The sequence below is a fragment of the Maribacter sp. C-4077 genome, assembly GCF_055378385.1.
In genome coordinates this window covers 2,503,978-2,530,976 of sequence record NZ_AP038807.1, presented here as the reverse complement: position 1 = coordinate 2,530,976, position 26,999 = coordinate 2,503,978, and the positions used below count along the sequence as shown (strand labels likewise).

The 26,999-nt window shown below is 37.1% G+C and carries 21 protein-coding genes; 11 read left to right on the top strand and 10 right to left on the bottom strand.

The features are described 5' to 3' along the window. Positions 1-3 precede the first annotated feature (3 nt). The 3 genes from ACZ41C_RS10800 to ACZ41C_RS10790 all read right to left on the bottom strand — a co-directional run bounded on the left by ACZ41C_RS10800 (position 4) and on the right by ACZ41C_RS10790 (position 7,097). Positions 4-6,024, bottom strand: coding sequence for an AAA-like domain-containing protein (locus ACZ41C_RS10800; protein WP_464561345.1), 6,021 nt, complete (start codon positions 6,022-6,024; stop codon positions 4-6). A gap of 381 nt (positions 6,025-6,405) precedes the next feature. Beyond that, positions 6,406-6,537 (bottom strand): hypothetical protein, encoded by a 132-nt coding sequence (locus tag ACZ41C_RS10795; RefSeq protein ID WP_464561343.1) that lies wholly within the window; start codon positions 6,535-6,537, stop codon positions 6,406-6,408. A 116-nt stretch (positions 6,538-6,653) separates the two neighbouring features. Then, positions 6,654-7,097, bottom strand: a complete 444-nt coding sequence (locus tag ACZ41C_RS10790; RefSeq protein ID WP_464561341.1) for a JAB domain-containing protein — start codon at positions 7,095-7,097, stop codon at positions 6,654-6,656. 40 nt (positions 7,098-7,137) lie between these two features. On the opposite strand from ACZ41C_RS10790, the gene ACZ41C_RS10785 reads away from it, so the two are divergent. Both ACZ41C_RS10785 and ACZ41C_RS10780 read left to right on the top strand, forming a co-directional pair. Further along, a complete protein-coding gene (locus ACZ41C_RS10785) occupies positions 7,138-7,479 on the top strand; it encodes a hypothetical protein (protein ID WP_464561339.1) in 342 nt (113 codons plus the stop codon). 67 nt (positions 7,480-7,546) lie between these two features. After that, positions 7,547-9,091 (top strand): Fic family protein, encoded by a 1,545-nt coding sequence (locus ACZ41C_RS10780; RefSeq protein WP_464561337.1) that lies wholly within the window; start codon positions 7,547-7,549, stop codon positions 9,089-9,091. 28 nt (positions 9,092-9,119) lie between these two features. Here ACZ41C_RS10780 and ACZ41C_RS10775 read toward each other — a convergent pair whose 3' ends face one another. The 4 genes from ACZ41C_RS10775 to ACZ41C_RS10760 form a co-directional block, all read right to left on the bottom strand. After that, entirely contained in the window at positions 9,120-10,823 is a 1,704-nt protein-coding gene (locus tag ACZ41C_RS10775; protein ID WP_464561335.1) for a type IV secretory system conjugative DNA transfer family protein, read from the bottom strand. Between the two features lie 4 nt (positions 10,824-10,827). Next, on the bottom strand, positions 10,828-11,739 hold the full coding sequence (locus tag ACZ41C_RS10770; RefSeq protein ID WP_464561333.1) for a DUF5712 family protein: 912 nt from the start codon (positions 11,737-11,739) through the stop codon (positions 10,828-10,830). Then, positions 11,736-12,092: a BfmA/BtgA family mobilization protein gene (locus ACZ41C_RS10765; protein WP_464561331.1), complete on the bottom strand. Its 357-nt coding sequence runs from the start codon at positions 12,090-12,092 to the stop codon at positions 11,736-11,738. The genes ACZ41C_RS10770 and ACZ41C_RS10765 overlap by 4 nt, the downstream gene beginning before the upstream one ends. Positions 12,093-12,433: 341 nt before the next feature. After that, positions 12,434-12,814 (bottom strand): hypothetical protein, encoded by a 381-nt coding sequence (locus tag ACZ41C_RS10760; protein ID WP_464561329.1) that lies wholly within the window; start codon positions 12,812-12,814, stop codon positions 12,434-12,436. Positions 12,815-12,878: 64 nt separating this feature from the next. On the opposite strand from ACZ41C_RS10760, the gene xerA reads away from it, so the two are divergent. Next, positions 12,879-14,006, top strand: coding sequence for a site-specific tyrosine recombinase/integron integrase (gene xerA / locus ACZ41C_RS10755; RefSeq protein WP_464561327.1), 1,128 nt, complete (start codon positions 12,879-12,881; stop codon positions 14,004-14,006). Positions 14,007-14,244: 238 nt separating this feature from the next. Then, on the top strand, positions 14,245-14,652 hold the full coding sequence (locus tag ACZ41C_RS10750; RefSeq protein WP_464561325.1) for a hypothetical protein: 408 nt from the start codon (positions 14,245-14,247) through the stop codon (positions 14,650-14,652). A gap of 342 nt (positions 14,653-14,994) precedes the next feature. Here the strand turns inward: ACZ41C_RS10750 and ACZ41C_RS10745 are convergent, their stop codons facing one another. Next, positions 14,995-16,050, bottom strand: a complete 1,056-nt coding sequence (locus ACZ41C_RS10745) for an IS110 family RNA-guided transposase (protein WP_138259787.1) — start codon at positions 16,048-16,050, stop codon at positions 14,995-14,997. Between the two features lie 186 nt (positions 16,051-16,236). Here ACZ41C_RS10745 and ACZ41C_RS10740 point away from each other — a divergent pair, with 186 nt between their 5' ends. The 6 genes from ACZ41C_RS10740 to ACZ41C_RS10715 all read left to right on the top strand — a co-directional run bounded on the left by ACZ41C_RS10740 (position 16,237) and on the right by ACZ41C_RS10715 (position 23,601). After that, positions 16,237-16,686 (top strand): hypothetical protein, encoded by a 450-nt coding sequence (locus ACZ41C_RS10740; protein WP_464561323.1) that lies wholly within the window; start codon positions 16,237-16,239, stop codon positions 16,684-16,686. A gap of 152 nt (positions 16,687-16,838) precedes the next feature. Then, the gene (locus tag ACZ41C_RS10735; protein WP_464561321.1) at positions 16,839-17,582 is read left to right on the top strand and encodes a phytanoyl-CoA dioxygenase family protein; all 744 of its coding nucleotides are present in this window, start codon (positions 16,839-16,841) and stop codon (positions 17,580-17,582) included. A 123-nt stretch (positions 17,583-17,705) separates the two neighbouring features. Next, complete coding sequence (locus tag ACZ41C_RS10730) at positions 17,706-18,296, top strand: SUKH-4 family immunity protein (RefSeq protein ID WP_464561319.1); 591 nt, start codon at positions 17,706-17,708, stop codon at positions 18,294-18,296. A 157-nt stretch (positions 18,297-18,453) separates the two neighbouring features. After that, positions 18,454-20,202: a S41 family peptidase gene (locus ACZ41C_RS10725; protein WP_464561317.1), complete on the top strand. Its 1,749-nt coding sequence runs from the start codon at positions 18,454-18,456 to the stop codon at positions 20,200-20,202. Between the two features lie 1,343 nt (positions 20,203-21,545). Beyond that, positions 21,546-22,898, top strand: a complete 1,353-nt coding sequence (locus ACZ41C_RS10720) for a TlpA family protein disulfide reductase (protein WP_464561315.1) — start codon at positions 21,546-21,548, stop codon at positions 22,896-22,898. A 148-nt stretch (positions 22,899-23,046) separates the two neighbouring features. Continuing rightward, positions 23,047-23,601, top strand: a complete 555-nt coding sequence (locus tag ACZ41C_RS10715) for a hypothetical protein (protein WP_464561313.1) — start codon at positions 23,047-23,049, stop codon at positions 23,599-23,601. A 342-nt stretch (positions 23,602-23,943) separates the two neighbouring features. On the opposite strand, the gene ACZ41C_RS10710 is transcribed toward ACZ41C_RS10715, so the two are convergent. Next, positions 23,944-24,999, bottom strand: coding sequence for an IS110 family RNA-guided transposase (locus tag ACZ41C_RS10710; RefSeq protein WP_138259787.1), 1,056 nt, complete (start codon positions 24,997-24,999; stop codon positions 23,944-23,946). A 198-nt stretch (positions 25,000-25,197) separates the two neighbouring features. Here ACZ41C_RS10710 and ACZ41C_RS10705 point away from each other — a divergent pair, with 198 nt between their 5' ends. Continuing rightward, positions 25,198-25,566 carry a hypothetical protein gene (locus ACZ41C_RS10705; protein ID WP_464561311.1) on the top strand — a complete coding sequence of 123 codons (369 nt, stop codon included), beginning with the start codon at positions 25,198-25,200 and terminating at the stop codon, positions 25,564-25,566. Between the two features lie 130 nt (positions 25,567-25,696). Here ACZ41C_RS10705 and ACZ41C_RS10700 read toward each other — a convergent pair whose 3' ends face one another. Continuing rightward, positions 25,697-26,665: an IS110 family RNA-guided transposase gene (locus tag ACZ41C_RS10700; RefSeq protein WP_464561309.1), complete on the bottom strand. Its 969-nt coding sequence runs from the start codon at positions 26,663-26,665 to the stop codon at positions 25,697-25,699. Positions 26,666-26,999: the final 334 nt, after the last annotated feature.

Here is a 26,999-nt window from a genome sequence, read left to right as displayed (position 1 = left end):
ATTTTATAGCTCCACCACGTTATAATTAAAATCCATTTCATGAATATAGGTATCATAGTTTCGTTGTACGAACTTTAATTCTCTCTCAATTCTTTTATGTTGGTATAATCTTTCTTTTCCTAAAGCTATTTTAAGTCTTTCAAATCCTTCTTTTGTTATCAATACCAGCCAGCCACTTCCACTTTCTGAATGTAAATTCCGACTATTATTATACTCTTCTCCAGATTGCCAATGAATTGATTCAACGACCACCTTGTCATTTTTATCCAACCATCGAAAATTGCCATCAGGACTTAATTTCAAACCCATAAACCTTGCTAAATCAGCATTAAAGGCCAGCCAATTTCTTTTATGATTAAAAGTCAATAACCAATTATAATAACAAATGCTATCTGTTGTTTCTCCAAATTCATAATTTTCATAATAACATTTACGTATGCTTGAGAATATTAAATCAGAATCAACTTTACTATCAAACCGATCAATGAATGATTGACGATTTTCAATCGTATAACCATCACCTTGCCCCTTTATCATTGTGGTCTCAGCAAGAACGATATAGTCTTCATTTATACTGAACTTAAGCGTCTTATCTAAATAATCATCTGTAATTTCATGAGCCCATTTTCTATCGGCGGATGGTGCGTAGTTGTCATTTTTTAAAATCGAGGATATAAACTTTGGTTTTTTTTGAGGTACTATATAATACATAGATTCATCAAAAATATTTGAAATATGTTTTGCTAATCGATTATCGATTTTTTTTAGTTCTACTAATTCCTTCAAGACAATCATCATTCCATTTATTACTGATTGACTTCTTGGTCTTAAATATGTGGTTCTAACTCTAAATCTATTGTCAAACAAGTTTCTTAATTCTTCTTCTGATAGAAGTTTATACCACTCTGGAATAACCATCTTTTTAGACTTCTGCATTACTCTTGTAGCCAAATTAATTAAATCATAATCCGTACGTTCGCTTATTAATTCTAGCTCTCCCTTATATATCCAAACATATTCCAATGGATTTTCGGTTTCTGGCAAATAACCAGTTTTGTCAATCCTTTCAACTCTCTCTTTTTCATTCAGGATCAAACTACCTCTCTCTTCCAGTTTTAAAGTATAAGTCAAAGGTTCTATCTTTGTTTTCAATTTATACAAGCCCTTGACGTCAATTCCCATTCTGTTGAGAACCCGAATGGCTATATTATGAATATCGAACCTTTCATGATTTAGCATTTTCGTTATCTCATCTTTAAAATATTTTAAATATTCTACGTCAATTAAGCTGATACCAGCGACAAGTTTAATAAAGGTGTTGTGGTATTCCTTTGCATATAATCTTAACAACAATTCTTTGATCAAATCCTCATTCTCATGGAAGTGGTTTAGTAATACTTCATTTATAAAATCATCAAACCTACAGGGTATTTCCATTAGAAAAATAATAGTTTGATACAGTAATTCTTCTTTTGTTAAATCACCATCAATTGCAGGAGTACCTTCTGTTACATAGTGTGACTTTAAAAGTTCAGTTTTATAATTATGAATTTCGGCATATACCTCTTCAAGTATAACATCATCTGACATGAGTTTAAAAACGGAATCATACTTACCGATAATTGATTCGTGTTTGATATAAAAATTTTCCGAAAAGTCCTTTAGCGCTTTTTCCTGAACAATATTTTTATCTTCAATTTTATGGTATAAAGCATATGCCTTTACTCTTAGACCTTCATCATATACATCATCCCAACTATTATATGTGGAGTTACTAAGCGAGTCTTCTATTAGACTTTTGGTTGTGTCAAAGTCTCCTTTACCATAAAAAATTTCAGCTAGCCTAATCAAATCAGGGCTGTCAAATTTTTTAATTTTTAATATCGATTTTAGTTCAACCAAACTTAAATTCACTACAAGATTTTCAATAACGCTAATCCATCTAAAATATCCGTGTTCCTGCTCACTATTTATTGCGTTTACCAAATGATCGTAATCTTTGATAAAGTCAATTGCCTCATCTTTCGAGTAGGTCGTGCCGTCTTGAAGTGTTAAATGTGAACTGTTGTCTCTTTTGTCTTCAATAATTTCATTAGTCAATCCAATTTCATCTAAGTCATATCCTTTCTCTATGGAATATCGTTTCAGTTTAATTAAATATTCATCTCGATATTCCAGAATCGAATAAACCTCGACATCATTAACAATTTTTTTGATTTCTGAAATTGGCAATTCAAGCTTTAACAAGCTATTAAAGAAACTACTTCTACCATAATGGTTGTTGTCAAATGCTATGACTAATCTTATGTATAAAGTGACTAATAAAGTTCTTTTTTTCGGAAAGTTCTTGAGAAAGTTTTCCAATAAAATTTCCATACCATCATTAAGTTCAACAAGCCCTTCCAACAATAAATATTTGAAGACTTGAAACCCATTACCTTTGGCAAGTGAATAGGATAAAATTTCTTTGGCTGGGGTATGTGAACCAGAATTTACCTTTTGATAAATGGAATCTAATCTGTCTAAATAGAACTTTAATTCGGTTGAGTCTACTTCTTCAAATTTTCCTAACCAATTGACTATGTAATCAATTTGATGGTCTTTTTCTCCTCTAACATCGAGGGAGATTTCCATCAACTTACTTAAAACATCTTTTCCCTCTTCAATTTTCCCTAGTAATGACCAGAGCTTGATTTGAAATACACCTTTTTCAATTCTCTCCGTATTATATCCATCTTCAAAAATGGAATTATCTAGTCTTTTTAAATGTTCAATACACCAATCTCTATTCTTTTTACTCTCTATTACCCACTTTAAGACTTCCTGCTGTTTATTTTCTCTCCAATATCTTGTATTATTATTCCATTCTTTAGAAACTTCAGAAAGGATGTTGTTAAAAATATCTTCTGAAATATTTAGAGATAGTTTTAGTATTAGAGTTATTATGTCTGATTTATTTTCATGAATAGAATATTCATAGCCTTTATCGGTAACGTGATTATGGAAATAATTAAAAGTTTGTTTTAGTCTATAAACAAATTCAATTGAAGCTTCTTTTTTCTCATGATGAATATAGGCGTATGATTTTCCTAATTCCACATATTCATTGCAAAAAGCTTTCAAATAAATACTTTTTAAACCTGGTACGAAAGAACTGGTATCAGTTGAAAATTTTTGATGTATTATATAGTATAATCTTGAATAATTGAAAACATAGTTGTACAAACCAGAATGGTTAATTGAAGTTCCTATGTCCATATTCTTTGGTTGGGTCAATTTTTCGAAAACCAATTTTCCTTTCTCTATATCATTGGCAATTAGCACTTCAAAAAGTGTCAATCTAAGATTAATAGAATTGATTTTTGATACTTTCCATTTTGAAAGTTGGTCCTTACAGTATTGGTAAAAATCATCTTCATTTTGCAAGTTCCAAACAATGTCAAAATAGCAATAAAACAAGTCCTCTTTTATAATTATATTTTCAACTTCTAGGATAAGTTCCTTAAGGCCTTTCCAATCCTTTTTATCAATTCTTAATTGTAGTATCTCATAAACCGACTCTGAAAGAACATCCCTGCCTTCATCCGCTGGAAATTCTTTTACGACCTCGAAATGCCTTAATTTTTCAATAATTTCTCCTATCGGCTTAAATAGGCTTGAAGTTTTAGCCCAAGTTGATATTAACTCAACTTCATCTATTTGATACACCGAATCTCTGGTAATCTTACTTGAAGAGACTTCCCTAATGTTATTTAGGATAAAGGTAGGTTCAGCTTTTCTAAATATTTCGAACGCTAGTTCTTTGTATCCTTTATCGTATAGCAATAAAGAATAATCCAAAGCAACTTCTTTTTCCACAAATAACTCAACGTTATTATATATGAAAGAATTGGCCAAGTCTATCATCGATAATTGATGAAAACTTTCATAGTACGAGCTCGGGGTAAAATTATTTACCCTTTGTCGAAGCTCATACTCAGATAGAGAACAAATAAGGAGAGTTTTAATATTTTTTACAACGCTACCAGCTTTTGCAACTAGCTTAATATCTTCTTCTATATAATTAGTATGTCTATATTCAAACCATTGCTGTCTAAAGTATTCCTGAGAAATCGTTTCGCTTATTAACCTAAATTCTTTTGCTTGAAATAGATGGTAAATAATGTTCCATTTGTATTCATCGTTTAAGTCCTTTATAGCTTCATATATTTTTAAATGATACCCATTATCTAGATTACTATCATATTCATCTGAAAATATATCTTTAGAAGTTTCCTCAACAAGAAACTCCTTAAAACTATTGTGGAAAAATTGCCATATTTTGCCCTTTTTATAAAAGAAATGTTCTGACATTCTTTTTGCTTCTTCAGATTCTTTTCGGGTAAAAGAAAAGTTTGACAAAAGCTTAATATCAATATATGAATATCTAAATCTTGATAAAATGCCAAGTAATTCAACAAACCTTGGGTTGTCTTTTATACTATTCCAAAAAATCCGATATTCATTATAAATATCCCCACTAAAAATATTTGCAGTAATAATTTCATCAAATCTATCAAACCCCTTACTCAAAATTTCCTCTATTGTATATCTTAGGAATAGTGGATGCCCCTGGGAATTTGAATAAAGCTTCTCTAATTGATTTTGGTCAAGACTTATATCATATGATTTTGTAAGATTATCTACTTGTTCTTCAGATAATGGGTCGATTGTAATTAATCTATCACCATCCAATAAATCAAGCTTAATTCTTTGGGGGAGATCGTTTAATCTTTCTATAGTTCGTGTACCAAGAATGAAATAAATATTTTCGGGGATTTGGTCAGGTAAAGGAAGAATGGAGATTAAACTTTTATTTATGTTTTGTTCTCTTTCAATATGGTCTAACCCATCAATTAAAATGAACGTTTTTAAACCACTCCATGAAATCTTATCAAGCTCCTCTTTAAAGTGTTTTTGAAGATCTTCGATATCGTTTGAAGGTAATCTGTCTTGTAATGAGACACCCTTCTCCCTTATTTGAACTAACAAATCTTTCAAAAAAAGTTTGGCCTCACCTCGAAAACCAGAACTATAGTTCATGTCTTTATTGACGTAAGCGTAATATTTAAGAATCTCGTGGTTAGAACTACTTATCCATTTTGTTAGCAAGGTTGATTTTCCTGAACCAGCATTTCCAATTAAGGCAATATAACCTCTACCGTTGGCTTCGGTTAACTTATTTAATTTGACAAGAGTCTCATTTATTGGTTGATAGTGTAATTCATCAATGAAAAATGAATGTTTAAAATGAGTTTCATACCTATATCCTAGGCCAAATTCAGTAAGTATTTTCTCCTTGCTTAATTTTATATTGCCCTTTCGCCCTACAATTTCAAATATTGATTTAGCAATTTTGTCAATATCTATTTTCCTTTTATTCCAAGTATAGCTATCTAAAATTTGACTACCATCTGTGTCGAAATTAAAAACAAACTCAAAATCTTTAATGAATTGAATTAGGTCATCGTCCGATGCATTCGTAATAGTCTTAAGCTCTTCAAAAACTGGTTTCCAAGCTAATGGAATGCTCTTGAGAATATAATTTTCAAATTTTATTTTATTCCAAAAATTTGTAATGAATTTTTTAAATGAAGGTTTAGGATTTCCTTTGTAAGAAATTATTCGATCATCTTCCGAAGGGCTTTGCGAGGTTAATAATTTGGCATCAATTTTATGATTGGGATACTGATTTTTTAGTTTTTTCCACCCTTTAAAGGCACCCTCTATAATACTTTCAGTTTCAGAAGATATGAAAGATGAAAACGAAAATTTCGATGAAGAAATATTTTTGACTTGATATGCAATAATTCTAGTATCTAATCCTATTAAAATATCATCCAATTTACCGGCCTTACTACTCGCTAATTCAACCCACTCAATTTTATTGTTTAATAGATTATCATAGATATTGGTAGCAAAGACCTCATATTGCTTAAAATATCCCGAAATTGCTGCAACTTCGCCCGAATTACTATCACTCATACTTCATTTCATATTTTAAGCTATAAGAAATTAAATATTTAGTTATTTAACAAGGAATGAATTACTTAAATCAGCAATAAGAATTAAGAATTGTAGTAAAATACCATTCCACACACATTACACTCCCCTCCTATCCTTCGACTGCGCTCAGGACAGGCTCGTCGGGTCGCATAATAAGTGTTCCATAACTTTTGAGAAGAAACTTTTAGAAGAAAAATTTGGAGGAAAATCTTCGAAGAAATCCTTGTATTTACCAAAGTAAGGTTACATAAGGCAGAAAATTATGTTTCAAAAAAGAAACATAATCCGTCAGTATATCAAATAGTGATAAGTTATTGAGATTTTAACCCAATTCAAAGTCTAATTGAATGTTAGGTATTTTCATTTTAGGCATCTTGATTTTTTTGACGCTTCCAAATGGATTCTGATTTCTGAATCACTCAGAAAGTCCTTACCCTTCTCAATGACGTTCATATTCTCTTTTTCAGAACTCTTTACACTACCTCTTTTCATTGTTGTTTCAGATTGTTAGTTGACCTCCATGCAATATATCTCAGAAAAGTGGCACTCCTTTCAAAATCTACTTTTTGTAAAGAGTCATGATTAAAACGCTGCTAAGAAAAGTCGTGCTAAATCCTCCCTTCATTCGCAAAGCTATAAAATGAGCCATGTGGGGTGACGATGATATGGTCCAGAACCTTGATATCCAATAATTCCCCTGCCTTGACTATTTTTTGGGTCAATTGAATATCGGCCTGGCTAGGAACTACGACCCCACTTGGATGGTTATGTGTTAAGATGATTGCAGTGGACAAGGTCTTAAGGGCCGTAGCAAATATCAAACGTATATCGACGATGGTGCCGGATATTCCTCCGGTGGAAATGGTACAGATTCCTTTTATGGTATTGCAGTTATTTAGATACACCACCTTAAAGGTTTCAAATAATTCAATGGTGTTTCGGTCCCAGGAATCCATTATAATATTGTTGGCACTAGTGGCATCGGTAATTTTTAATTGATTGGCACTTCCATTGTTTTTGTAACTGATTTGAATTTCGTTCGCTCTTTCCATTGTTTTAAGATTTTGATGGCGAGCGTCCACCGGATTTTAAATGAATAAGCCAAATCGTCGCATTTGGCGTTTCATTTGGAATTCGGAGCTTGCAAAGCAAAATCTTGAACAAGATTGGAAGGAAAGAATCCCAGTTACAAGACGTATTAAGGCCAATGGAAGGGCAACGATAAAGGCGAACGAACACCAATTGTGTTCGTTTGTGTTTATGCGCGGTTTCGCGGGTGTTGAAAATATCGGAACCGGAAAGACGACCGAAGGCGGACCAGCTTGGCGTGTCCGCTCGGGCAGGATTGAAAGTGAAGGTTTTTCAACTTCCGCAGGAACATGGAAAACATTTAAATACAAACTATCTTTAATCATTTTTCATAATACAGCATAAAAAGTAATTGTTTTTCATGGAAAATAATCATTTTGCATGCTATATTTGTAATCATATTTCATGATTAATGTCAAAAAGTAATCGTTTTTCACGCAAAGTAACCACTTTTCATGGTAGAATCTTACCAGAAGAGGGTGTGCTGGTAGGCTATGCTCGGCTTCTACAAATTTTGGAAGAGCAAACAGGTAGACGTTTACCAACCCCCGATATTCTGGCATTGGTTACTGATAAGCAGCAACGCTACAATACCGAACAATGGCAAGTGTTCGCCAATCGTTATATGCCCTCAAAAGATGAAATGTCCCATGTAACATTTGCGTTAAAATACGAGGGCATTGATTTATTAATCTTAAAGGAATTCTTTCTTTATGCCGGTGACGGCCTTGTAAAGACCATGATGAAGAACGAACCCACCGGTCAATACTCACGACGCATTTGGTTCCTATATGAATGGCTATTGGGCAAACAACTGGACATTCCCGATTTAAAAGTAGGCAACTATGTCGAAATCGTAAATCCAAAACTTCAATATGAGGGCCCAATTGAAAACAGTACCCGGCATCGCGTAAAAAACAATCTTCCTGGCACTCCTGAATTTTGTCCATTAATTCGAAGGACCGAGAAATTGGAAAATTTTACGGCAACCAAATTTCCTGAACTTATGGAAAAGGACTTGAAAGGAAGAAACAAGGATTTAATCCGAAGAACGGCCGCTTTTCTATTATTAAAAGATTCCAAGGCCTCCTTTGCCATCGAGGGGGAATATCCCCCAAACCTGCGAGCAAGAAATTGGGGCAAGGCTATTGGACAGGCAGGAAAAAAACCTTTGTCCGTAAATGAATTAGAGCGCTTACAGGATATTGTTATCGGCACCAAGAAATTAAAGCATATGGGAATCCGTATAGGGGAAGGCTTTATCGGCGAACATGACCGGGAAAGTTTTCTGCCTATGCCCGATCATATTTCTGCAAAAGCAAGTGATTTGACTTCGCTGATGCAAGGACTAATCGATACTAATAATAGACTTCAAAATAGTGATTATGACCCTGTTTTGGCTGCGGCAAGCATTGCCTTTGGCTTTGTGTTCATACACCCTTTTTCCGATGGAAATGGCAGAATCCATAGGTATTTGATACATCATATATTGGTCAAAATGGGGTACACGAAACGGGACATGATTTTTCCGGTATCCTCGGCTATCCTGAACCGAATCGGGGAATATCAAGATGTTTTGGAGGCCTACTCCTCTCCTATACTAGATTTGATCGAATGGAAACCAACTCCAGATCATAACGTTGAAATAACCAATGAAACGATTGATCTATACCGCTATTTTGATGCAACCCGTCAAGCTGAATTTCTTTATGAATGTGTAGAAGAAACTATCGAAAAGATTATTCCCGAAGAGTTGGACTTTTTAGAAAAGTACGACCGAATGACCAACTATATCAATTCCGTTGTAACCCTACCTGATACTAAGGTCGATCTTCTAATTAAATTCCTAAATCAGAATGAAGGCAAACTTTCAAAGAATAAGCGGGACAAGGAGTTTGATGAATTGAATGATGAAGAAATTGAGGCTATTGAAGCGTTTTATGGTTCAACTTTCTAATTCAATCTATTGCAATCAAAGAGAAAAACTAAAATCGAATAAAACTTTCATCTTGTTCAGCCATAGGTTCGAAGATACTTTTAGCCTGCCAAATAATCTTTTGGTAATTCTCCTGAATGTCCAGATCACTTGCCCTAATTGGAAAATCGAAACCACTATCTCCTAACCTCTTATTGATTCCAAATTCAGATTTTAAGATTTCCCTCTCATTGCCTTCGGCTATTAGACCATAGAATTCCCCTGGTCGAAGATTCATTATATCGGTGGTTTTTACTCGGTCCCGTTCTTGAACGGTTTCATTGGTACTTTTGTTCAAAGAATTGGTGTGCTTTCCAAAAATGGAGGATTGATAATAATTATCCCCATGACTGGTCGTCTTAAACGTTTTGTCCGCCTTGCCGAATATATGGGTTATCATCTGTGCGGAATCCTTATTGACCGTTCTACCATAAAATTGGTTGCCCATATTGGACAGCATAACCTGGGCCTTGTCCCTTCCATATCGGTCCACGAGTTGGCTAAAATCCTGACAGGCCAAAACCGTTGCCACCTTATTGCTTCGGGCCGTGGCAGGGGTCTGTTCCAGTTTGTTGATATAAAGGGTGGGCAGCTCGTCCACCAATACCACCGATTTATGTTTACCCGGTTGATTCATCTGTTTTAAGGCTACGGAAATGAGCAGGGAAATTACAGGGGCATAGGTTTCGGACAGCGTGCTTTCGTTTCCGATACAAAGGAATTTTGGGTTCAGTGGGTCGTTGATGTTTAAATCAAGGTCGTTTCCTGAGAGTATCCAGAAAATATCGGGCGTGTTCAGCTTCGCTAAATTGGTACGTAAGGTACTTACAACCCCTGCCACCTGGTTGGATGCCTCGTTTTCTACTGCCTGTTTTAAACTGGCGGTAAACCCTGCAGCTTCCAAGTTTCCCGAAATCCGCTCCACTAGTTCCGATATATCGCTATATAAAATCAAACTTATCACATGGGGAAGGCTGCAATAGTGGGGATGCTCCGATTTTAGATACCATATAAGCCCAGTAAGCACACTTTTGGCCTCCATCATCCAATAATCCTCGTTCTTGATGTTCTTGGGAGAAAGGTTGTACATCAGGGTCTGGGCATATTCATGGGCATAAGCAATTTTAGGTAACAGTTCGGGTTGTAAGGGATTTGTCCGATCACTTCTTCGGGCTTCCTTGAAATCGATAAAATAAGGTCGGACTGTCCCCTCGCCGCTTTTTAAGTTAGTAAATAGCAATTGTGTCAATTCGGGGGATTTAAAATCATAACATATTCCCGAATAGTTTTTGGCAACAGCCTGTATTAATAAGGGGTGTATCAAAGAGACCGACTTTCCACTCCCCGCTCCTCCCTGGATATAAATGCCCCGATATGGATTCTCCAAGAGTATGTTCTTCCCACCAGCTGAAAATAAAAAGCCCTCCGCACCGTCCTTAACCTCATCGAGAACTACCTGGCTTTTCTTGAACAGGGAACGTAACCAAGCGTATATCCGATAGGCGGACCAGCCCAGGACGAAACATGGGACAAAAAGTGCCAATGGAAAAATTATGGTTAGGGGAAAAGAAACAAAGAACGCCAGAAAAAAGTGCATCCTACAGACACGCTTTAAAAACAGAAAGTAGACTACAAATGCGACAAAGCGCATCAACAGATGTATGATGGGGTGCGTCCCTCCCATCATCAATTCCATAAATACCGACTTGTCCATGTGCTTATCTTGTAATTTGGTTGTTCCTAATTTTTATCCTCTCCTTTTCAATACCCTTGGGTCTCTTGATTTCTTTGGACATTGAGCTATTCTCAATGGCCTTATTCTTTTCCTGTTGTATGGCCATTTTCAACACCTTTTTCTCTTCTAGAGTACCATGCTTTAAAATCCGAAGCGTCTCAAATTTTACCTCCAGCCGTCTTTGGTACTTGAACATCTCGTCAAAAGTGTCCTCGTTCCGTTGCTTCCATTTGGAACGGTCAAAGCCCCCATTTACCTTTCTTCCGTTCAAGACCAGATTCTTGCTACTTCGGGCATTGGCCATAGGGCTTAGATTTATCCGATGTTCCTTGTGCATTCTAGAAACGGTAATATGTACATGGGTCTGTAACCCCTCTTTACGTTCCCCACTTTTGGCCTTGCCGACCATTACCTCTTTATCGGTTCCCTTATAATATCTCCGGTGCTCAATCTTGGCAAACCAAACGAGTTGCTTCTCGGTAATTCCCTTGTTAAAGTTGTCCGCATAATTACGCATGGCCCTTCTGGTAAATAATCTTATAACCTCATTGTAATCCTTTAACTCCCTATCGTCCATTTCGGCAATATCCCTGATGGGTCTTTTTGCCAAAGTTGATGTCAGATGTGCCAGCTCCTTTTTGCTAAAGTTCAAGGTCATCGTAAAATATCTGTCCTGCTTTTTGGCCAACCCTTTGTTCTTTCCATTGTCATCGACCATTGAAATCGCTTTTAGAGTCGTGAGCGTGTTTCGTTCCTGGTCAAAGAAAAATTGTTGCCGATGTCCTAGGCCCTCCTTCTTCAGAACCTTATTTTCCTTATTCAGGTAATGTCCGTATTTGGAGCAACTTCCCTTATTGTCTTGGGAAGTGGTATGAACGATACTTACGGGCATCATCCCCCAAATTTTACCCGTTCAAAAATCTTGTTCAGTTCCTCGATAAGCTTTTTGAAAAGAAAGTCGGTACGCTCCCCGTTCTTGTTCAATTGTGCTTGAATTGGATAAAGTATTTCCGATTCCTGGGTCTTAAAAAAGGAAACGATACGCCTATCGATGACCTTGATCATCTCGCTGGCGTTTTTCCCTTTTATCGCTTGGGGGTCTGTTCCTGTTTTTTGGAAATAGAGGATCATTTCCTCGGTAAATTTTCCAATATTCCTATTGTGCTCCTGCGCTAGCTTTATGAGTTCCCTATGACTCCTTTCGTTGATGATAATGCTCTTCTTCCGCATGTCGGTTCCTTTTTCCAAATGTCCTATTTTGGAACTCCGAATTCCTTGCACTAAGGTTTATAGTGCAGGTTTATCCTTCTAACTCACTGGGTATCAGAATTATTTAATAAATGAAGAAAATTAGGAAGTGCGTAAGGTTTTTATAGTATTTCGTTTTGAAAATCAACTGGTTGCACCATTCGTTATAAGAAAATTATAATATGCTATAATTCAAGTATTGCCTCTTAAAGCAGGCCATGCCTGCGTTGGCCCGCCGCAGGCGCAAGCGGGAACCACTGCAACGCATGGTTCCCGCTTGCTATCTTTCTTTTTTGAAAGATACTCCGTAACCTTATTCGCCTCAAGTAAAAATAGTATCCTCAATTTAGGGTCATATAGTCCTGCCAGATGACGAGAACATATTTTTCCTTTCCATTTTCGTTCTTTGTCAGAAAACCATACTCGTAAACAAAAAGATATACATCACCTTTTTTGTTCTTCCAATAATGGGTAAAATATTTTGGGTTGAAGCCCTCCACAATTAGCTCACTTTTCCTCATAATCGTACACCCCGATTTGTTGTACTTTTTTAAAATCCTTCTGTTCAATTTCAATTGCCTATCGACCTCAAGGTAAAAGACCTCCGTTTTCTGTCGATTCTCATATTGGTCTATGGACTTACATTTCTTGGAGCAGAACTTTTTATCGGACCTACCCATTACCAAATCACCACAAACCGGACAAGTTTTTAAATTATTCATTTACAAACGCATATTATAGACATAATATACCGTTTAAATTACGAAACTTAGGTAAACTTGTTGTATGAACGGAATGAAATCGATAACGCTCTACCATTTAATGATCGATGATCGTAAAATGATAGGCATCAAGTTTTTACCTGATAGACTTATACAGAATTTGGTAAAGGGTCTCCCAAATCCCAAATGGAGCGAAAAATACAATATGGCCTACATACCCAATACCAAAGCTAATCTTGGAATCATTTTCAATACCTTCAAAGGTGTCGTCTGGATAAACTACAATCGATTTTTCACCAATAGACCCTTAAGCAGCAAAAATGAAATTGTTGATGTGTCCTGGTTCAGGAAAAGAAAACCTATTCCCAATTATAGATATTGTCCCGAGGAATATCTATTGAAGTTGGAGTTGAAAAGATATTCAAATAGCACCGTTAAGACCTACGTGTCCTTCTTTGAAATGTTCATCAACTTTTTTAAAGAGAAAGAACTAAACACGATAGACGAAAGCGATATCAGGTTATTTCTACAGAGTCTTATACAGAAAAAGGTATCTAACTCCTATATAAATCAAGCTATCAATGCAATAAAATTCTATTATGAGGTAGTCTTGGGAATGCCCAACCGTTTTTATGAGATCGAAAGGCCCCGGAAAGAATCAAAGCTACCGAAGGTCATTTCCAAGGAAGAGATCATTGCGATTATCGAGAACACCAATAATCTTAAGCATAGGTGCATTGTAAAACTTTTGTACGGTTCGGGCTTGAGACGTAGCGAACTATTGAATTTAAAACTAAACGATATAGACAGTAAACGAATGCTGGTCAGGGTCGAAGGTTCCAAAGGAAATAAAGACAGGTATACTTTATTATCAAAATCCACACTGGATGATCTTCGTCTATATTACAAAGAATGGAAACCTCAGAATTATTTGTTCGAGGGAAGGAAGGCATCGAAATATACCGCAGAAAGCGTATTGAACATCGTCAAAAAGGCAGCAGAAAAGGCTGGCATAAGAAATACAGTCACCCCACATGTATTACGGCACAGTTTTGCGACCCATCTTTTGGAATCAGGTACAGATCTTAGGCAGATCCAGGTGCTTTTAGGTCATGGTTCCAGCAAGACGACTGAAATATACACCCATGTGGCGACCAATACTTTTAAGAACATTAAAAATCCATTAGATTAGTTTGGTAAAATAAAAATATAGTAACTTGTTATTATATACAATTGTTGTGCGTAATTTGAGAAAAACTCGTTACTCATCCAAAACATTAGTTTACTAATTATGATTTTTGAGATTTGAAATAGCAAAATACATTTGAGTAAATAATCATAAATCAATGAATCGACTAATAATATTCTTCCTTTTAATATCATTCGGTGCAATCGGACAGAATGAAAATCAAAGTTCGGAATACTTTAAAATGACGGAAACGGATTCGCTGTATTACATAGCGATTGAAAAATACATCGTGGAAATCGATTCGTTTTATAACAAATATTCTAACCAAAAACAGCCGAATAAGATTTTTATTGAATACCAAGACTACTTAATGAAAATACCTGATTCAATCAACGGATATGAAATCAAAAAAATCGGACTTGGCAACAGAAAGAAAGTGTTTAGAAAAAATAGAAACAAATTGAGGTACGTAAAAATATTTCCTTTGTCAATATCAGATGGACAGTTTGACATAACTCTGATTCCATACTTTGCGGAATTGAAAGGAGGAAAGAATTTGCATTTGAGTTTAAGTGATTGGACGAAAGTGTTGTTCGAATTTAAAAACGGACAACTGACTTATGAAAAGACTGAAAACGGTGGAATATAAAAAACTACGCACAACAATGTATCCTATGAAAAGCCCTAGTCCAGTTCTCTAAAGTTAATATTTAATTTTCAATTACTTCATAATGATGGTTTTGGGGTGTTGAATCGTTGATAATTCCGATAGGATTATCAACCGTTCAATACCATATAACTTGCTCCGCATCCTATATGTGATACACTCTTTTCCGTGTTCACCGGCATCTGTATGATTATAAGCTATAATAGGCCCGGCCACTTGCTAACCGGTGTGATTCCCGATAGCTATCGCGATCACCTACATTGTTCTGTGTTACGGGCCGTTCTACCTTGATCGTGAGCTTCGCTATGTCCTGTCCAAATTTTACTATTCAACTACCCCTATCTCATAGGGAATCCCCGTTTTTATCACCGCCAGGGTACGGCTCAAAAGCTTACGGGCCACTTTAACGATCACGGATTTCACGTTCTTGCCATGGTGCTTGCGGTAATATCCCTGCATCACCGGGTCCGTGCGTATGGCCTGCCAGGAGGCCTCGATGAAATAACTGCGTATCAACCGATGGGCACGCATACTTACCCCCGTGTGGCGTACCGTATCCCCGCTCTGGTAGATCCCGGGGGAAAGCCCCACGTAACCGGCAAGTTGCTTTATGTTGCCGAACCTCCTCAAATCCCCCAGTTCGCCCAATATCCCGCTGGCCACTATGGGGCCGATACCGGGTATGCTGCGCAGTAGCATATAGTCTTCCTTATAGTGTTCCTTGGTCCATTTGCGCAACCGGGTCGATACGTCCCTGAACTCCCGGTCGACGAACCTGAAGCTGCGCATGCGGCTCTCAAGCACCTCTTTCCCCGTCGGGTGTGCGAATTCCAAACCGTCCAACCAGTTCCTGAACGCGTGGCTCCAGTGGTCGTTGTCGAACTCCTCCGGGACCTTGATGCCGTAATAGAGCAACTGCATCTTGATGTAGCTCTTGATCTGGCGCATGTCCTTGACCAGGTCGTTCCTTCTGCGGAACAGGCTTCGCAACTGTTCCCGTTGGGGGTCCGGGACCACGATGCCCCCCAAACGCCCGTCCTTCAGTTCACGGGCTATGAGCTGAGCGTCGATACGGTCCGTCTTTGTGTGGCGTTCCTTTCCCCGCCTGAATATGTCCGCAGGGTTCACCACCAGCGAGCGCCAGCCATAACCCTCGAAACAACGATGGGCACGATAACCGCAACAGCCGGCCTCGTAGGCCGTCGAGACCTCATGGCCCGGATAGTGCCGCCCCACATATTCCCTTAGGCATTCCGGGTCCGGGGACATCGAAAAGGTCCTGCCGGAGGACAGGTCCGTAGCACAGTGTACCTTCCAACTGCGCTTGTGTATGTCGATACCAATGAATAACTTGGGTCTTGCAGTGTGTTCCGTTTTCATATCTTTTTGTTTTAGAGAACTTTAAAGATAAAGGACACGCTGCTTTTACATAGATGCTAACCGCAATTATGGCGGATTCGACTACGTCCGAATCCACTCGGAATTGCTAACATCTGTGCTAAACCGAAAATCATTAACTTTAATCCCGTAACTGACGGTTATACTAAACCGTTAGCAAACAGTTCAATGACGCAGCAAAAAGTTATAATCGGAATTGGAATCTTGGCTGGACTTTTGCTTTTTCCTAAAACCAAACCAACTTTTCTAAAAGTAATTTTAATTGGACTCACTATCAGTTTCGGACTTACTTTTTTTAAGAACCAATTATTGACGGATTTGTCATTTTTCAGTTTTGGAATGCTAACCTTTGGGTTTTCAGTTCACCAAGCTGCAAATCGAAAATGGACAAATTTTGTGATTGGACTTTTTGCGTTTCTATCATTTATTTGGGCTCTATTCCAATATTCCTTTGTCGGTGAATTGAGATTTTTGATGCTTCTTCCTTTAGGACTTTATATCTGGACTCTGATAAAAAAATGGAAAACGGAAAATGGACTTTCCATTTTGACAGTTCTAGCGTTTTATGAGCTATCTGAGTTTCTAATTCTCATTGGAAAGTGGACTCAAATAAAATAAAAACCGTTTGCTAACATTGGCTATAATCCATTGCTTCATTTTGACTAAATTCAACCTATAAACAAATAAAACGGCCGGATTCCGTACGGAAAAATCCGATGGATTTTTCACGCAACGAAATCATAGCCGAACCGTTGTGTGCAAGCTGAGAAATGAACTACGAAAAGAATAAAATAGAACTTGAAGAAAATGGATTTTCTGTTTTAGCTGACTTGTATTCGGAAAACGAAATAAGCAGAATTTTAGCTTGTATAGAAAATGCTGAACAAAAAGGAAGTTCGTTTATGAAAACAAAAGACCTGTTTGCGATTAGACAATTAATCAAAAACGTCCCTGAATTGACCGATTTGCTGTTTAACGAAAAACTGACTGAATTAATCTCTGACCTTTCCGAATCTGAATATTTTTTAACCAAAGCAATCTATTTTGACAAACCAAGCGAATCCAATTGGTTTGTTGCTTATCATCAAGATTTGAGCATATCGGTTGACCAAAAAACGGAATTGGAAAACTACACAAATTGGACTTTTAAAAAAGGACAATACGGAGTTCAACCACCAATTGAGATTTTGGAAGACACTATAACAATACGAATTCATTTAGACAAAACGGACAAAAATAACGGAGCTTTAAAGGTAATTCCTAAATCGCACCTTAAAGGAATAATTCGTGCTGAATCAAAAGATTGGAATTTAGAAAACGAATTTGTATGTGAAGTAGAAAAAGGCGGAGCAATGTTAATGAAACCTCTGACTTTACACGCTTCGAACAGAACAACAAACGGAAAGAAAAGACGAGTAATACATTTAGAATTTAATAAACATCATCTGACTGAACCGCTGGCTTGGTTAGAACATTATGGAATAAAAAAAGCCAGCACACAACAACGGCTATAGTTCATTGCGGCTGAATTCCTAAGTCGGAATTCACCGCTTTTTAGTATATTCGTCATTCATCGGAAAAATCCCAGCGGATTTTTCCGCAACGAAACCATAGCCAAACCCGTTAGGCACAAGCTAATGACACCGGAAGATTTTAAGCAAAAATGGATTTCAATTGAGGACGAGCTCAATCCGATAAGTCCCGAAAAACTGAATGGACTGGGTTTATCTGTAAAAACTATCGACTTTTTAGTACGTTCAGGTTTGCCTGATAGCGCTGCTCCATATCTCTCATTTTCGAAAGACTCTGAGGACTTATACAACGGGATTCAAAAACTTAATAAGGTCTATGACATCCTGGAACCAGAATTTGAAAAATACATTGTTATTGGTTCCTGTGGTGATGGTGACCCAATTGTTGTAAATACTAAAATGAACGACCAAATTGAGTTTTTGGACCATGAAAATTATTTCTCGTCCAGATTTTTCAATTCGGACATTTATGGCCTTGCCAAAAGTTTGCTCGCTTATAGAAACTTCGTTGACACGATTCTAAAAGAAAATGGTGAGGATGCCTATCTAGATTCCGTATTTACGGACGAGCAGTTTGAAAAACTAAAAAATGAAATTCTACTTGCCGATACCAAGGTTATAGAAAATGAATCTTTTTGGTCTACTCAATTGCAAATGGACTTGGATTTACGTGAAGACGCAAAAAAAGAAAAATAAAAGCCAGTGCCTAACACCGGCTATAATTCATTGCTGCTTTATCACTAAATTTAAACCCATCAACCTTTAACAGGGCCCGATTTCTCCCGGACAAATCCTGCCGGATTTATCCGCAACGAAATCATAGCCCAACCGTTAGCAGCAAATTTCAAAAACCATGATTAAAAAAGCAACAACAGTTCTCATAATTCTTTTTATCTGTTGTTCGCCAAAATCTGAATTGCCCGATATTTCGCAGAAAATGGAAAACCTTAAAACCTTTTCCAAGATTTATGGGTATATAAAATATTTTCACCCAAGTGATGAAGCCTTTACACTCGATTGGGATAAATTTTCAATTTATGCCGCAAACAAGGTATTGAAATGTGAAACAAACGAAGCGTTTGTAAAAACAATTGACTCTCTATTTTCTCCAATTGCACCTTCAATTAGATTTTCTAATTTTAATGGTGATACTTTGATAATAAAAAATTCGAATGATTCTGATGTTCTTGGAGAACAATTCTGGTTTCACCAAGGGGTTGGATATGGTATGACAATGCAGAATGGCCCATATTATAGTCAGCGTATAATTGCCACCTCTGAAAACGATTCTATATCATTCCGACCAAAGTATGGCGAGACCGCCAATGTTAGTATTAATGAAAATCAATATTTATCTATCCCTTTAGTTGTTAATGTAAATGAAACGGGGACAATTCCAAAATCTAGTGAAAAGGAATTGGAACATCTTATATATAGCCTCAATAAATATAAAATAGATGAAAATTCACTATCGTTTAGACTAGGGAACATTATAAATACCTATAATGTGTTCCAACACTTTTTCCCCTATTTCGATGTTTTAAAATTGGATTGGGAAAATGAATTGGAAAATGCACTAATCAGGTCATTTAAAGATTCCTCTTTAAAAGACCACCTAATTACACTCAGAAAATTTACCTCTCCTTTAAAAGACGGTCACATATCCATAAGCTCAAACAGAGTTAATGAAAGCTTTTACACCCCTCCCTTTGTATGGGAATGGATAGGTAATAAACTTATAATTTCAGATGTTTGGCAAGATGATTTGAACCTTGAAAAGGGTGAAGAGATAATAAAGATAAATGGAATTGATTCAAAAAAATACTTTGATGAAATTGAATCGATGATATCAGCAGGGACTTTAGGTAGGCTTCGTTATAGATCAGAGAAAATTTCGCTTTTTGGGGAACAGGGTTCAAGAATTACAATTGAAACTAATAATGAGATAATCGATGCTACCAGAGACCAAGAACCTTATAGTCATTCAAAATCATATAGTCCCTATAAAAAGATAGACGACGGAGTCCACTATATAAACCTTACACTCTTGGATTTGGAAACTTTCAACTATCTTCTTCCTGAACTTGTCAAAAGTACTGGTTTGATATTCGATTTACGAGGATATCCAAATAGTAATGGTGAGATAATTACCCATTTGATGAAAACGGGAGATACCACAGAAGCTTGGATGTATATTCCGAAAATTGTCTATCCAGACCACCAAAAACCTAAAAGCTATTTGACAGCTAATTGGAAAGGTTTTTTTGAACCCCAACTACCATATTTGGGAGACAAAAAAGTGGTAGTTCTGACCGATGGAAAAGCCATAAGCTATGCTGAAAGTCTAATGGGTTTTGTTAAAGCTTATAAATTAGCAACCATAGTAGGGCAACCAACTGCTGGGACCAATGGCAACTACAATACATTCATTCTTCCCGGTGAGATTAAAATTAATTGGACCGGAATGAAAGTTGTAAAGCATGACGGCTCCCAATTATTTGGAATAGGAATTTTACCGGATGTTTACGTTCAAAAAACAGTTCAAGGAATAAAGGAAGGTAGGGATGAATTTCTTGAAAAAGCAATAGAACTAGTTCAATAAAATCAGCTGCTAACAATGTATAAAAAAAATAGGGCAGGTAAGTGCTAAACCGAGACGTTCGGGCTTATTTACGAGGTCGCCAAATCTTTGGCTTTTAGAAAAATAAGGTAAAACAAAATGCAAAAGATTTGACTTGGGTGAGGCGGAAAGGCCATCGCCTACCACCTGCCCTACTTTCTTTATACGAACCGTTGTGGCCAATTAAAACTCCATGTTAGAAGGACTAGCTGATTTGTTTCTTGGTTTTTTAGATCTGTTATGGTTGTCTTCTTCTGCCAAGGAGAAGAGGTATAATAAAGTGGAGCGAATTGTTAATGAATGGACAAAGAAAGTTGGACTTCACCTTCAAGATAAATATTAGGACGAAAAGATACGCTCCTTTAATGTGGTTGACGATACTGGAAAACAATACCAGATTTGGATTGAAATTCTGAAATGGGGACGAGTTAAAGTTAGTTGTACCAATAATGAAAGCGGGAAAAGAAAAAAATCATGGACAAAAAAGTCTAGGATTGACGACTTGACCAAAGTTCTATATGAAGCTTATGGTAATATTGAACAATGGATTTTCCAAAGTGGTAATTCTAGGACTGTGCATAAATAACTGGCCACAACAAAATGTATAATCAATTGCTGGCGGAATTTCCACATGGAAATTCCTACAATCGATTATCGGCAATACCGAATGAATATTCCCGTTCTAAGAATCGCAACTGATCATACACGGACCGTTGTGGTTAATATCAAGACTGAACTCAAACGGACTTAAAAATGATTGAATTAATATGAACGAAAACGTCAAATGGACATATTTTCCTTTCATTTTTTTATCTAAATTCTACATCAAATTTTATCGTGGAAAAAAGGACTTTTGGATTATTTTTCCATCCTTGATTTTGAGCCTAATCGTTAGTCTGAATATTTATGTTCTTGTAAACCTAAAATCTGATATAAATATTTACTGGATAATCGGACTTTACTTTCTACTCTATTTTGTCTTCTTTTTTATTTATAATCGGAGATTTCCGAATTTTGAACTGGTTGAAAAAATTAAAATGACTAAAGCAGAAAACATTATTACTCTACTTGTTATTTTATCAGCAATTGCGGTGTCTTTTGTAATCTTGAATGTGTTAAGAAATCAAAACATCTGAATTGAAAAACCGAATCGAATAATGAAAAAAATACTAACCACAACATAGTGTATAATTAATTGCGGTCGGATTCCTTAAACGGAATCCTTTGCAATCAATTATCTTTAGAACCAAGCGGACATTTTCCGTTGGAAAAGTCCGCAACTAATCATACACGAACCGTTGTAGCACATTATAAGAACCTACTAAATGAAATCAAAATATGTATTATTTGCAGCTTTATGTTTGTTCTATTGCTGTAAGGAAAAAAGTACTGGATTTGACATTAGCCTCAATTCTAAAATTAGATTAGATACAATCTACATCTCGGAATTGATTACTAAAAAACCGATTGCAAAAGTTTATGAGAGTAAAGAAACAAAAACTGTTGAATTAGATTTTCCAACTGTAGCCAACATTTATTCTAAAATCAATAACCAAGAATATCTGACCATACTGGCCCAAAATAAAAATTTGAACATATCAATACTACCCGATTCTAGCTTAACAACAAATAACAAAAGTGATTCTCTAATTAATTATCTATGGAAAAGTAACTTAAAATTCATACAAGAAAATAGTTCATTCTTATTTACAACTCAAAACACGGATTCTATCCCAATTTTGTTTGAGAGTTTTAGAAAAGAAAGAGAAAATGAGATAAACAAATTCAAGGACCAATTCAGCCCAGAAATAACTGAGATTCTCTACTTTCAAAATGATGCACGTATTTATTCATTTTTGTTTTGGCTAGGCAGAATCTCTAGAGGAATACCCCCAAATAACAGTTATTTCAATTTTATTGAAAAGATTCCAGAAGCTTCTAATACTTTAAAATCCCTTCCCGACATTTATCTGTATAAATACGAAGTTGAGTATTTAAGAAAAAATCAGTCTATAGAGAGCATCACTGATTTTTTGAAATTTATTGAAGAAAAGACAAACAACAAAGAGTTAGCCGATTTTTTAAAAGCAAATTACATTAAGGCATTGATTGAGATGCCTTCATATTGGGAAAAACACGAAAAATTATTCGATACAGAGGTTTTAACCCAAACTTTAAATTCTGAAGAGACCAACATTTATTACAATTTAATAGAACAACCTTCTTCATCTTTTTACGTTTCCCAAAATGGAGAAAAGGCATATTTATTTCATGCAGAAGATAAATTTGGAAATCAATTCAATTTAAAAAGTCTAATGGGCAAAGTTATTTTTATTGATACCTGGGCCACTTGGTGTGGACCTTGTTTAAACCATAGACCAAAAGTTCTTGAATTTGCCGAAAAATATAAAAACAACGATGATGTAGAAATTTTATTAGTTTCTGTAGATTCTTCAAAAGACAAATGGTTATCATTTTTAGATAAGGAAAATAAAGAATTTGCTAAAAATCTATTTATAGAACGCGGTATGCGAACCGAATTTGGAAATAATTATAACATTAAATCGATTCCGAGATATATTCTTATTGGAAAAGATGGAAAAATAATTAACTCGAATATTAATGAACCTTCAATTGCAGTTGAAAAGGAAATTGAAAGTGCATTGGAAGAAAAATAACGTGCTACAACACCGGCTATAATTCATTGCTGCTTTATCGTTAAATTTAAACGCATAAACCATTAACACGGCCCGATTTCTTACCGACAATTTCCTGCCGGAAATCGTCGCAACGAAATCATAGCCCAACCGTTGTGCAACATTTGAAATGACATTCGAAATAGGAAAATACCAAGTTGAATTATTAAACGAATCTGACTATAATCCAGACTCTAATGACAATCTGAATAAATATTTAAATAACTTTTTAACGGAATCTGATTTCAAATTACCGACCAAAATCGGAATAAAAATATTGGAAAATGGAACCGAAATAAATAGTGCGATAATTGGAGCTGAAGGCGGAGCAACTGGACTGCACGAAACTTCGCAAATTATTGAACCTAATCGAATTTTAATATGCTGTTGCGATTCAGTTTTTTGTTTGGACTTACCTACTCTAAATCTGAATTGGAAAACAAAAGTGGATATAGCTACTGCATTTGAAATTTTCAGAATAGAGAATGGTTTTATCATTCACGGAGAATTGGAAATAACGCGAATTAATAATGACGGAAAAATAATATGGCGAAATGGAGGAGCTGAAATATTTGTCTCGCAAAATGGAAAAAATGACTTTGAAGTTAAAGACAATTTTGTGAAAGCAACTGATTGGGACAATCGAATTTATAAATGGAATTTAAACGGAGTAGAAATTGAATAAAAAACGTTGCACAACAATGTGTCCTATGAAAAGCCCTAGTCCAGTTCTCTAAAGTTAATATTTAATTTTCAATTACTTCATAATGATGGTTTTGGGGTGTTGAATCGTTGATAATTCCGATAGGATTATCAACCGTTCAATACCATATAACTTGCTCCGCATCCTATATGTGATACACTCTTTTCCGTGTTCACCGGCATCTGTATGATTATAAGCTATAATAGGCCCGGCCACTTGCTAACCGGTGTGATTCCCGATAGCTATCGCGATCACCTACATTGTTCTGTGTTACGGGCCGTTCTACCTTGATCGTGAGCTTCGCTATGTCCTGTCCAAATTTTACTATTCAACTACCCCTATCTCATAGGGAATCCCCGTTTTTATCACCGCCAGGGTACGGCTCAAAAGCTTACGGGCCACTTTAACGATCACGGATTTCACGTTCTTGCCATGGTGCTTGCGGTAATATCCCTGCATCACCGGGTCCGTGCGTATGGCCTGCCAGGAGGCCTCGATGAAATAACTGCGTATCAACCGATGGGCACGCATACTTACCCCCGTGTGGCGTACCGTATCCCCGCTCTGGTAGATCCCGGGGGAAAGCCCCACGTAACCGGCAAGTTGCTTTATGTTGCCGAACCTCCTCAAATCCCCCAGTTCGCCCAATATCCCGCTGGCCACTATGGGGCCGATACCGGGTATGCTGCGCAGTAGCATATAGTCTTCCTTATAGTGTTCCTTGGTCCATTTGCGCAACCGGGTCGATACGTCCCTGAACTCCCGGTCGACGAACCTGAAGCTGCGCATGCGGCTCTCAAGCACCTCTTTCCCCGTCGGGTGTGCGAATTCCAAACCGTCCAACCAGTTCCTGAACGCGTGGCTCCAGTGGTCGTTGTCGAACTCCTCCGGGACCTTGATGCCGTAATAGAGCAACTGCATCTTGATGTAGCTCTTGATCTGGCGCATGTCCTTGACCAGGTCGTTCCTTCTGCGGAACAGGCTTCGCAACTGTTCCCGTTGGGGGTCCGGGACCACGATGCCCCCCAAACGCCCGTCCTTCAGTTCACGGGCTATGAGCTGAGCGTCGATACGGTCCGTCTTTGTGTGGCGTTCCTTTCCCCGCCTGAATATGTCCGCAGGGTTCACCACCAGCGAGCGCCAGCCATAACCCTCGAAACAACGATGGGCACGATAACCGCAACAGCCGGCCTCGTAGGCCGTCGAGACCTCATGGCCCGGATAGTGCCGCCCCACATATTCCCTTAGGCATTCCGGGTCCGGGGACATCGAAAAGGTCCTGCCGGAGGACAGGTCCGTAGCACAGTGTACCTTCCAACTGCGCTTGTGTATGTCGATACCAATGAATAACTTGGGTCTTGCAGTGTGTTCCGTTTTCATATCTTTTTGTTTTAGAGAACTTTAAAGATAAAGGACACGCTGCTTTTACATAGATGCTATAATTAATTGCGGGCGGAATTTCCACTTGGAAATTCCTGCAATCAATTATCTTTAGTCTCGGCGGACATTTTCCGTTGGAAAAGTCCGTAACTAATCATACACAAACCGTTGTAAGCAATTCTGCAAACCTAAATGCAAATGGAGTTTAAAGTCTGGAAAACCATAATATGCGACAAGAATTGTGTCCTGGAAAGAATAACCCAAGATGAAAATGGAAAACTATCAATTCACATTAAACATAGTGAGCAGGACTTGTTCGAATTGAATGTTGTTCCAGAAATCTTTGAAGTTGGATCGGAACAACATTATTTCGGATTTTGGGAAAAATTGAATACTCAGAATATGAACAAACCCTTAACAACATTAATAGTTAAAAATTCAGAGTGGATTGACCAATTTTCTTATGTAAGGGATAATAAAATGGATTTCAAACATTACCTGATTATTGGAATTGACAAAGTTGTTAGTTTAATTTCTGAATTGGAACCAATAATCAAAAAGAAATAAAAACTGCTTACAACAAAGAACTGAGGTAAAAAACAAATAAATTCTTCCTTGTTTCGAGACATAGTCATTCCAGGCCCATAGATTCAAAAATTAGATTCTCAAGCCATATCTTGTTCTATCCCATGATCAATTACCTGGGCAACTTTGAAACGTAGGTTTCATCGTATGGTCTACCTGATCTTGCAATGGCAAAGGACTGTTTTAGCAGTTTATTGGCTACCGCTAGCAATGCCAGTTTCTTGCTCTTGCCCTTGTTAACGATACGCTCATAGACTTCCTTGCAGGCCTTGTTGCGCTTACAGGCGTTAAAGGCACATAGGAACAGCAGATTCCGAAGCTTTCTATTGCCGACCTTGCTTATCCGTGCACGGCCCCTTACGCTACTCCCCGACTCACGTATCGTTGGGGTTATTCCAACATAGCTACAAAGCTGTGAGGCCGTTTCGAACTTGTTAAAACCATCGGTCAACACTATTAAGAACAGAGCGGTCCTTTGTCCTATTCCCGGTATCGATGTCAGCAAGGTCAATTGTTCTTGTTGATTATCTTTTGCCAATGATAGAATCTTTGATTCGATAGCTGCCACCTCCCTATCAAGCTGTTTCCTGTTACGGACCAAGGAACTATGGACAAACTTTGAGGGTATGCCCAAAACTGCTTCCCCATGTATCTTGTTCTTGGTCGCGGTACGTTGTTTCAAATAGGTGTCCAATAACCTGAACAACTGTAAACATTCACTCTGGGTATCCGTCAAGGCATTGTAAAGAGGGACCTCATTAATCAAGGCATACTCACGGATTGCCTTCGCATCGCTCTTGTCCGTTTTCACTTTGGCCAGTTTCATCTGAACGAACCGTTTTATCGATAAGGGATTTACTACCGATACCGCTACTCCATTTTTGTAAAGAAACTGTGCCAGTCTGTAATGATAGTAACCCGTTGCTTCCATAACGACCAATGAACCTTGAGGCAATTCTTTAAGATATTTCCTGAATCCCGTTTCATCGTTCCTATACCGGTGGTGACCTCTGTTACTACCTTGTACATCAAAGACATCCTTACTGATGTCGACTCCAAAAGTTTCTTTATATTTATTCATAGGAAATGATTTACGAAAGAACTGGCTACTTCTGCCCACAACAACTTGAAAACGAGATCTAGGTCTCACAGAACTGAACGTGGTCCGAGTAGTAAAAGAGAGAGGATTATCAATGTTGTCGAAGTCTAGAGCTTCACGGTGTATACTAACCTTAATTCTCTCTTTTGTTCTTTCCGGTTTATACTATCAATTTACTGAGATTCAAACTTAAGCGGAGTATAATTAATTGCGGTCGGATTCCTTGATCGGAATCCTTTGCAATCAATTATCTTTAGAACCAGGCGGACATTTTCCGTTGGAAAAGTCCGCAACTAATCATACACGAACCGTTGTG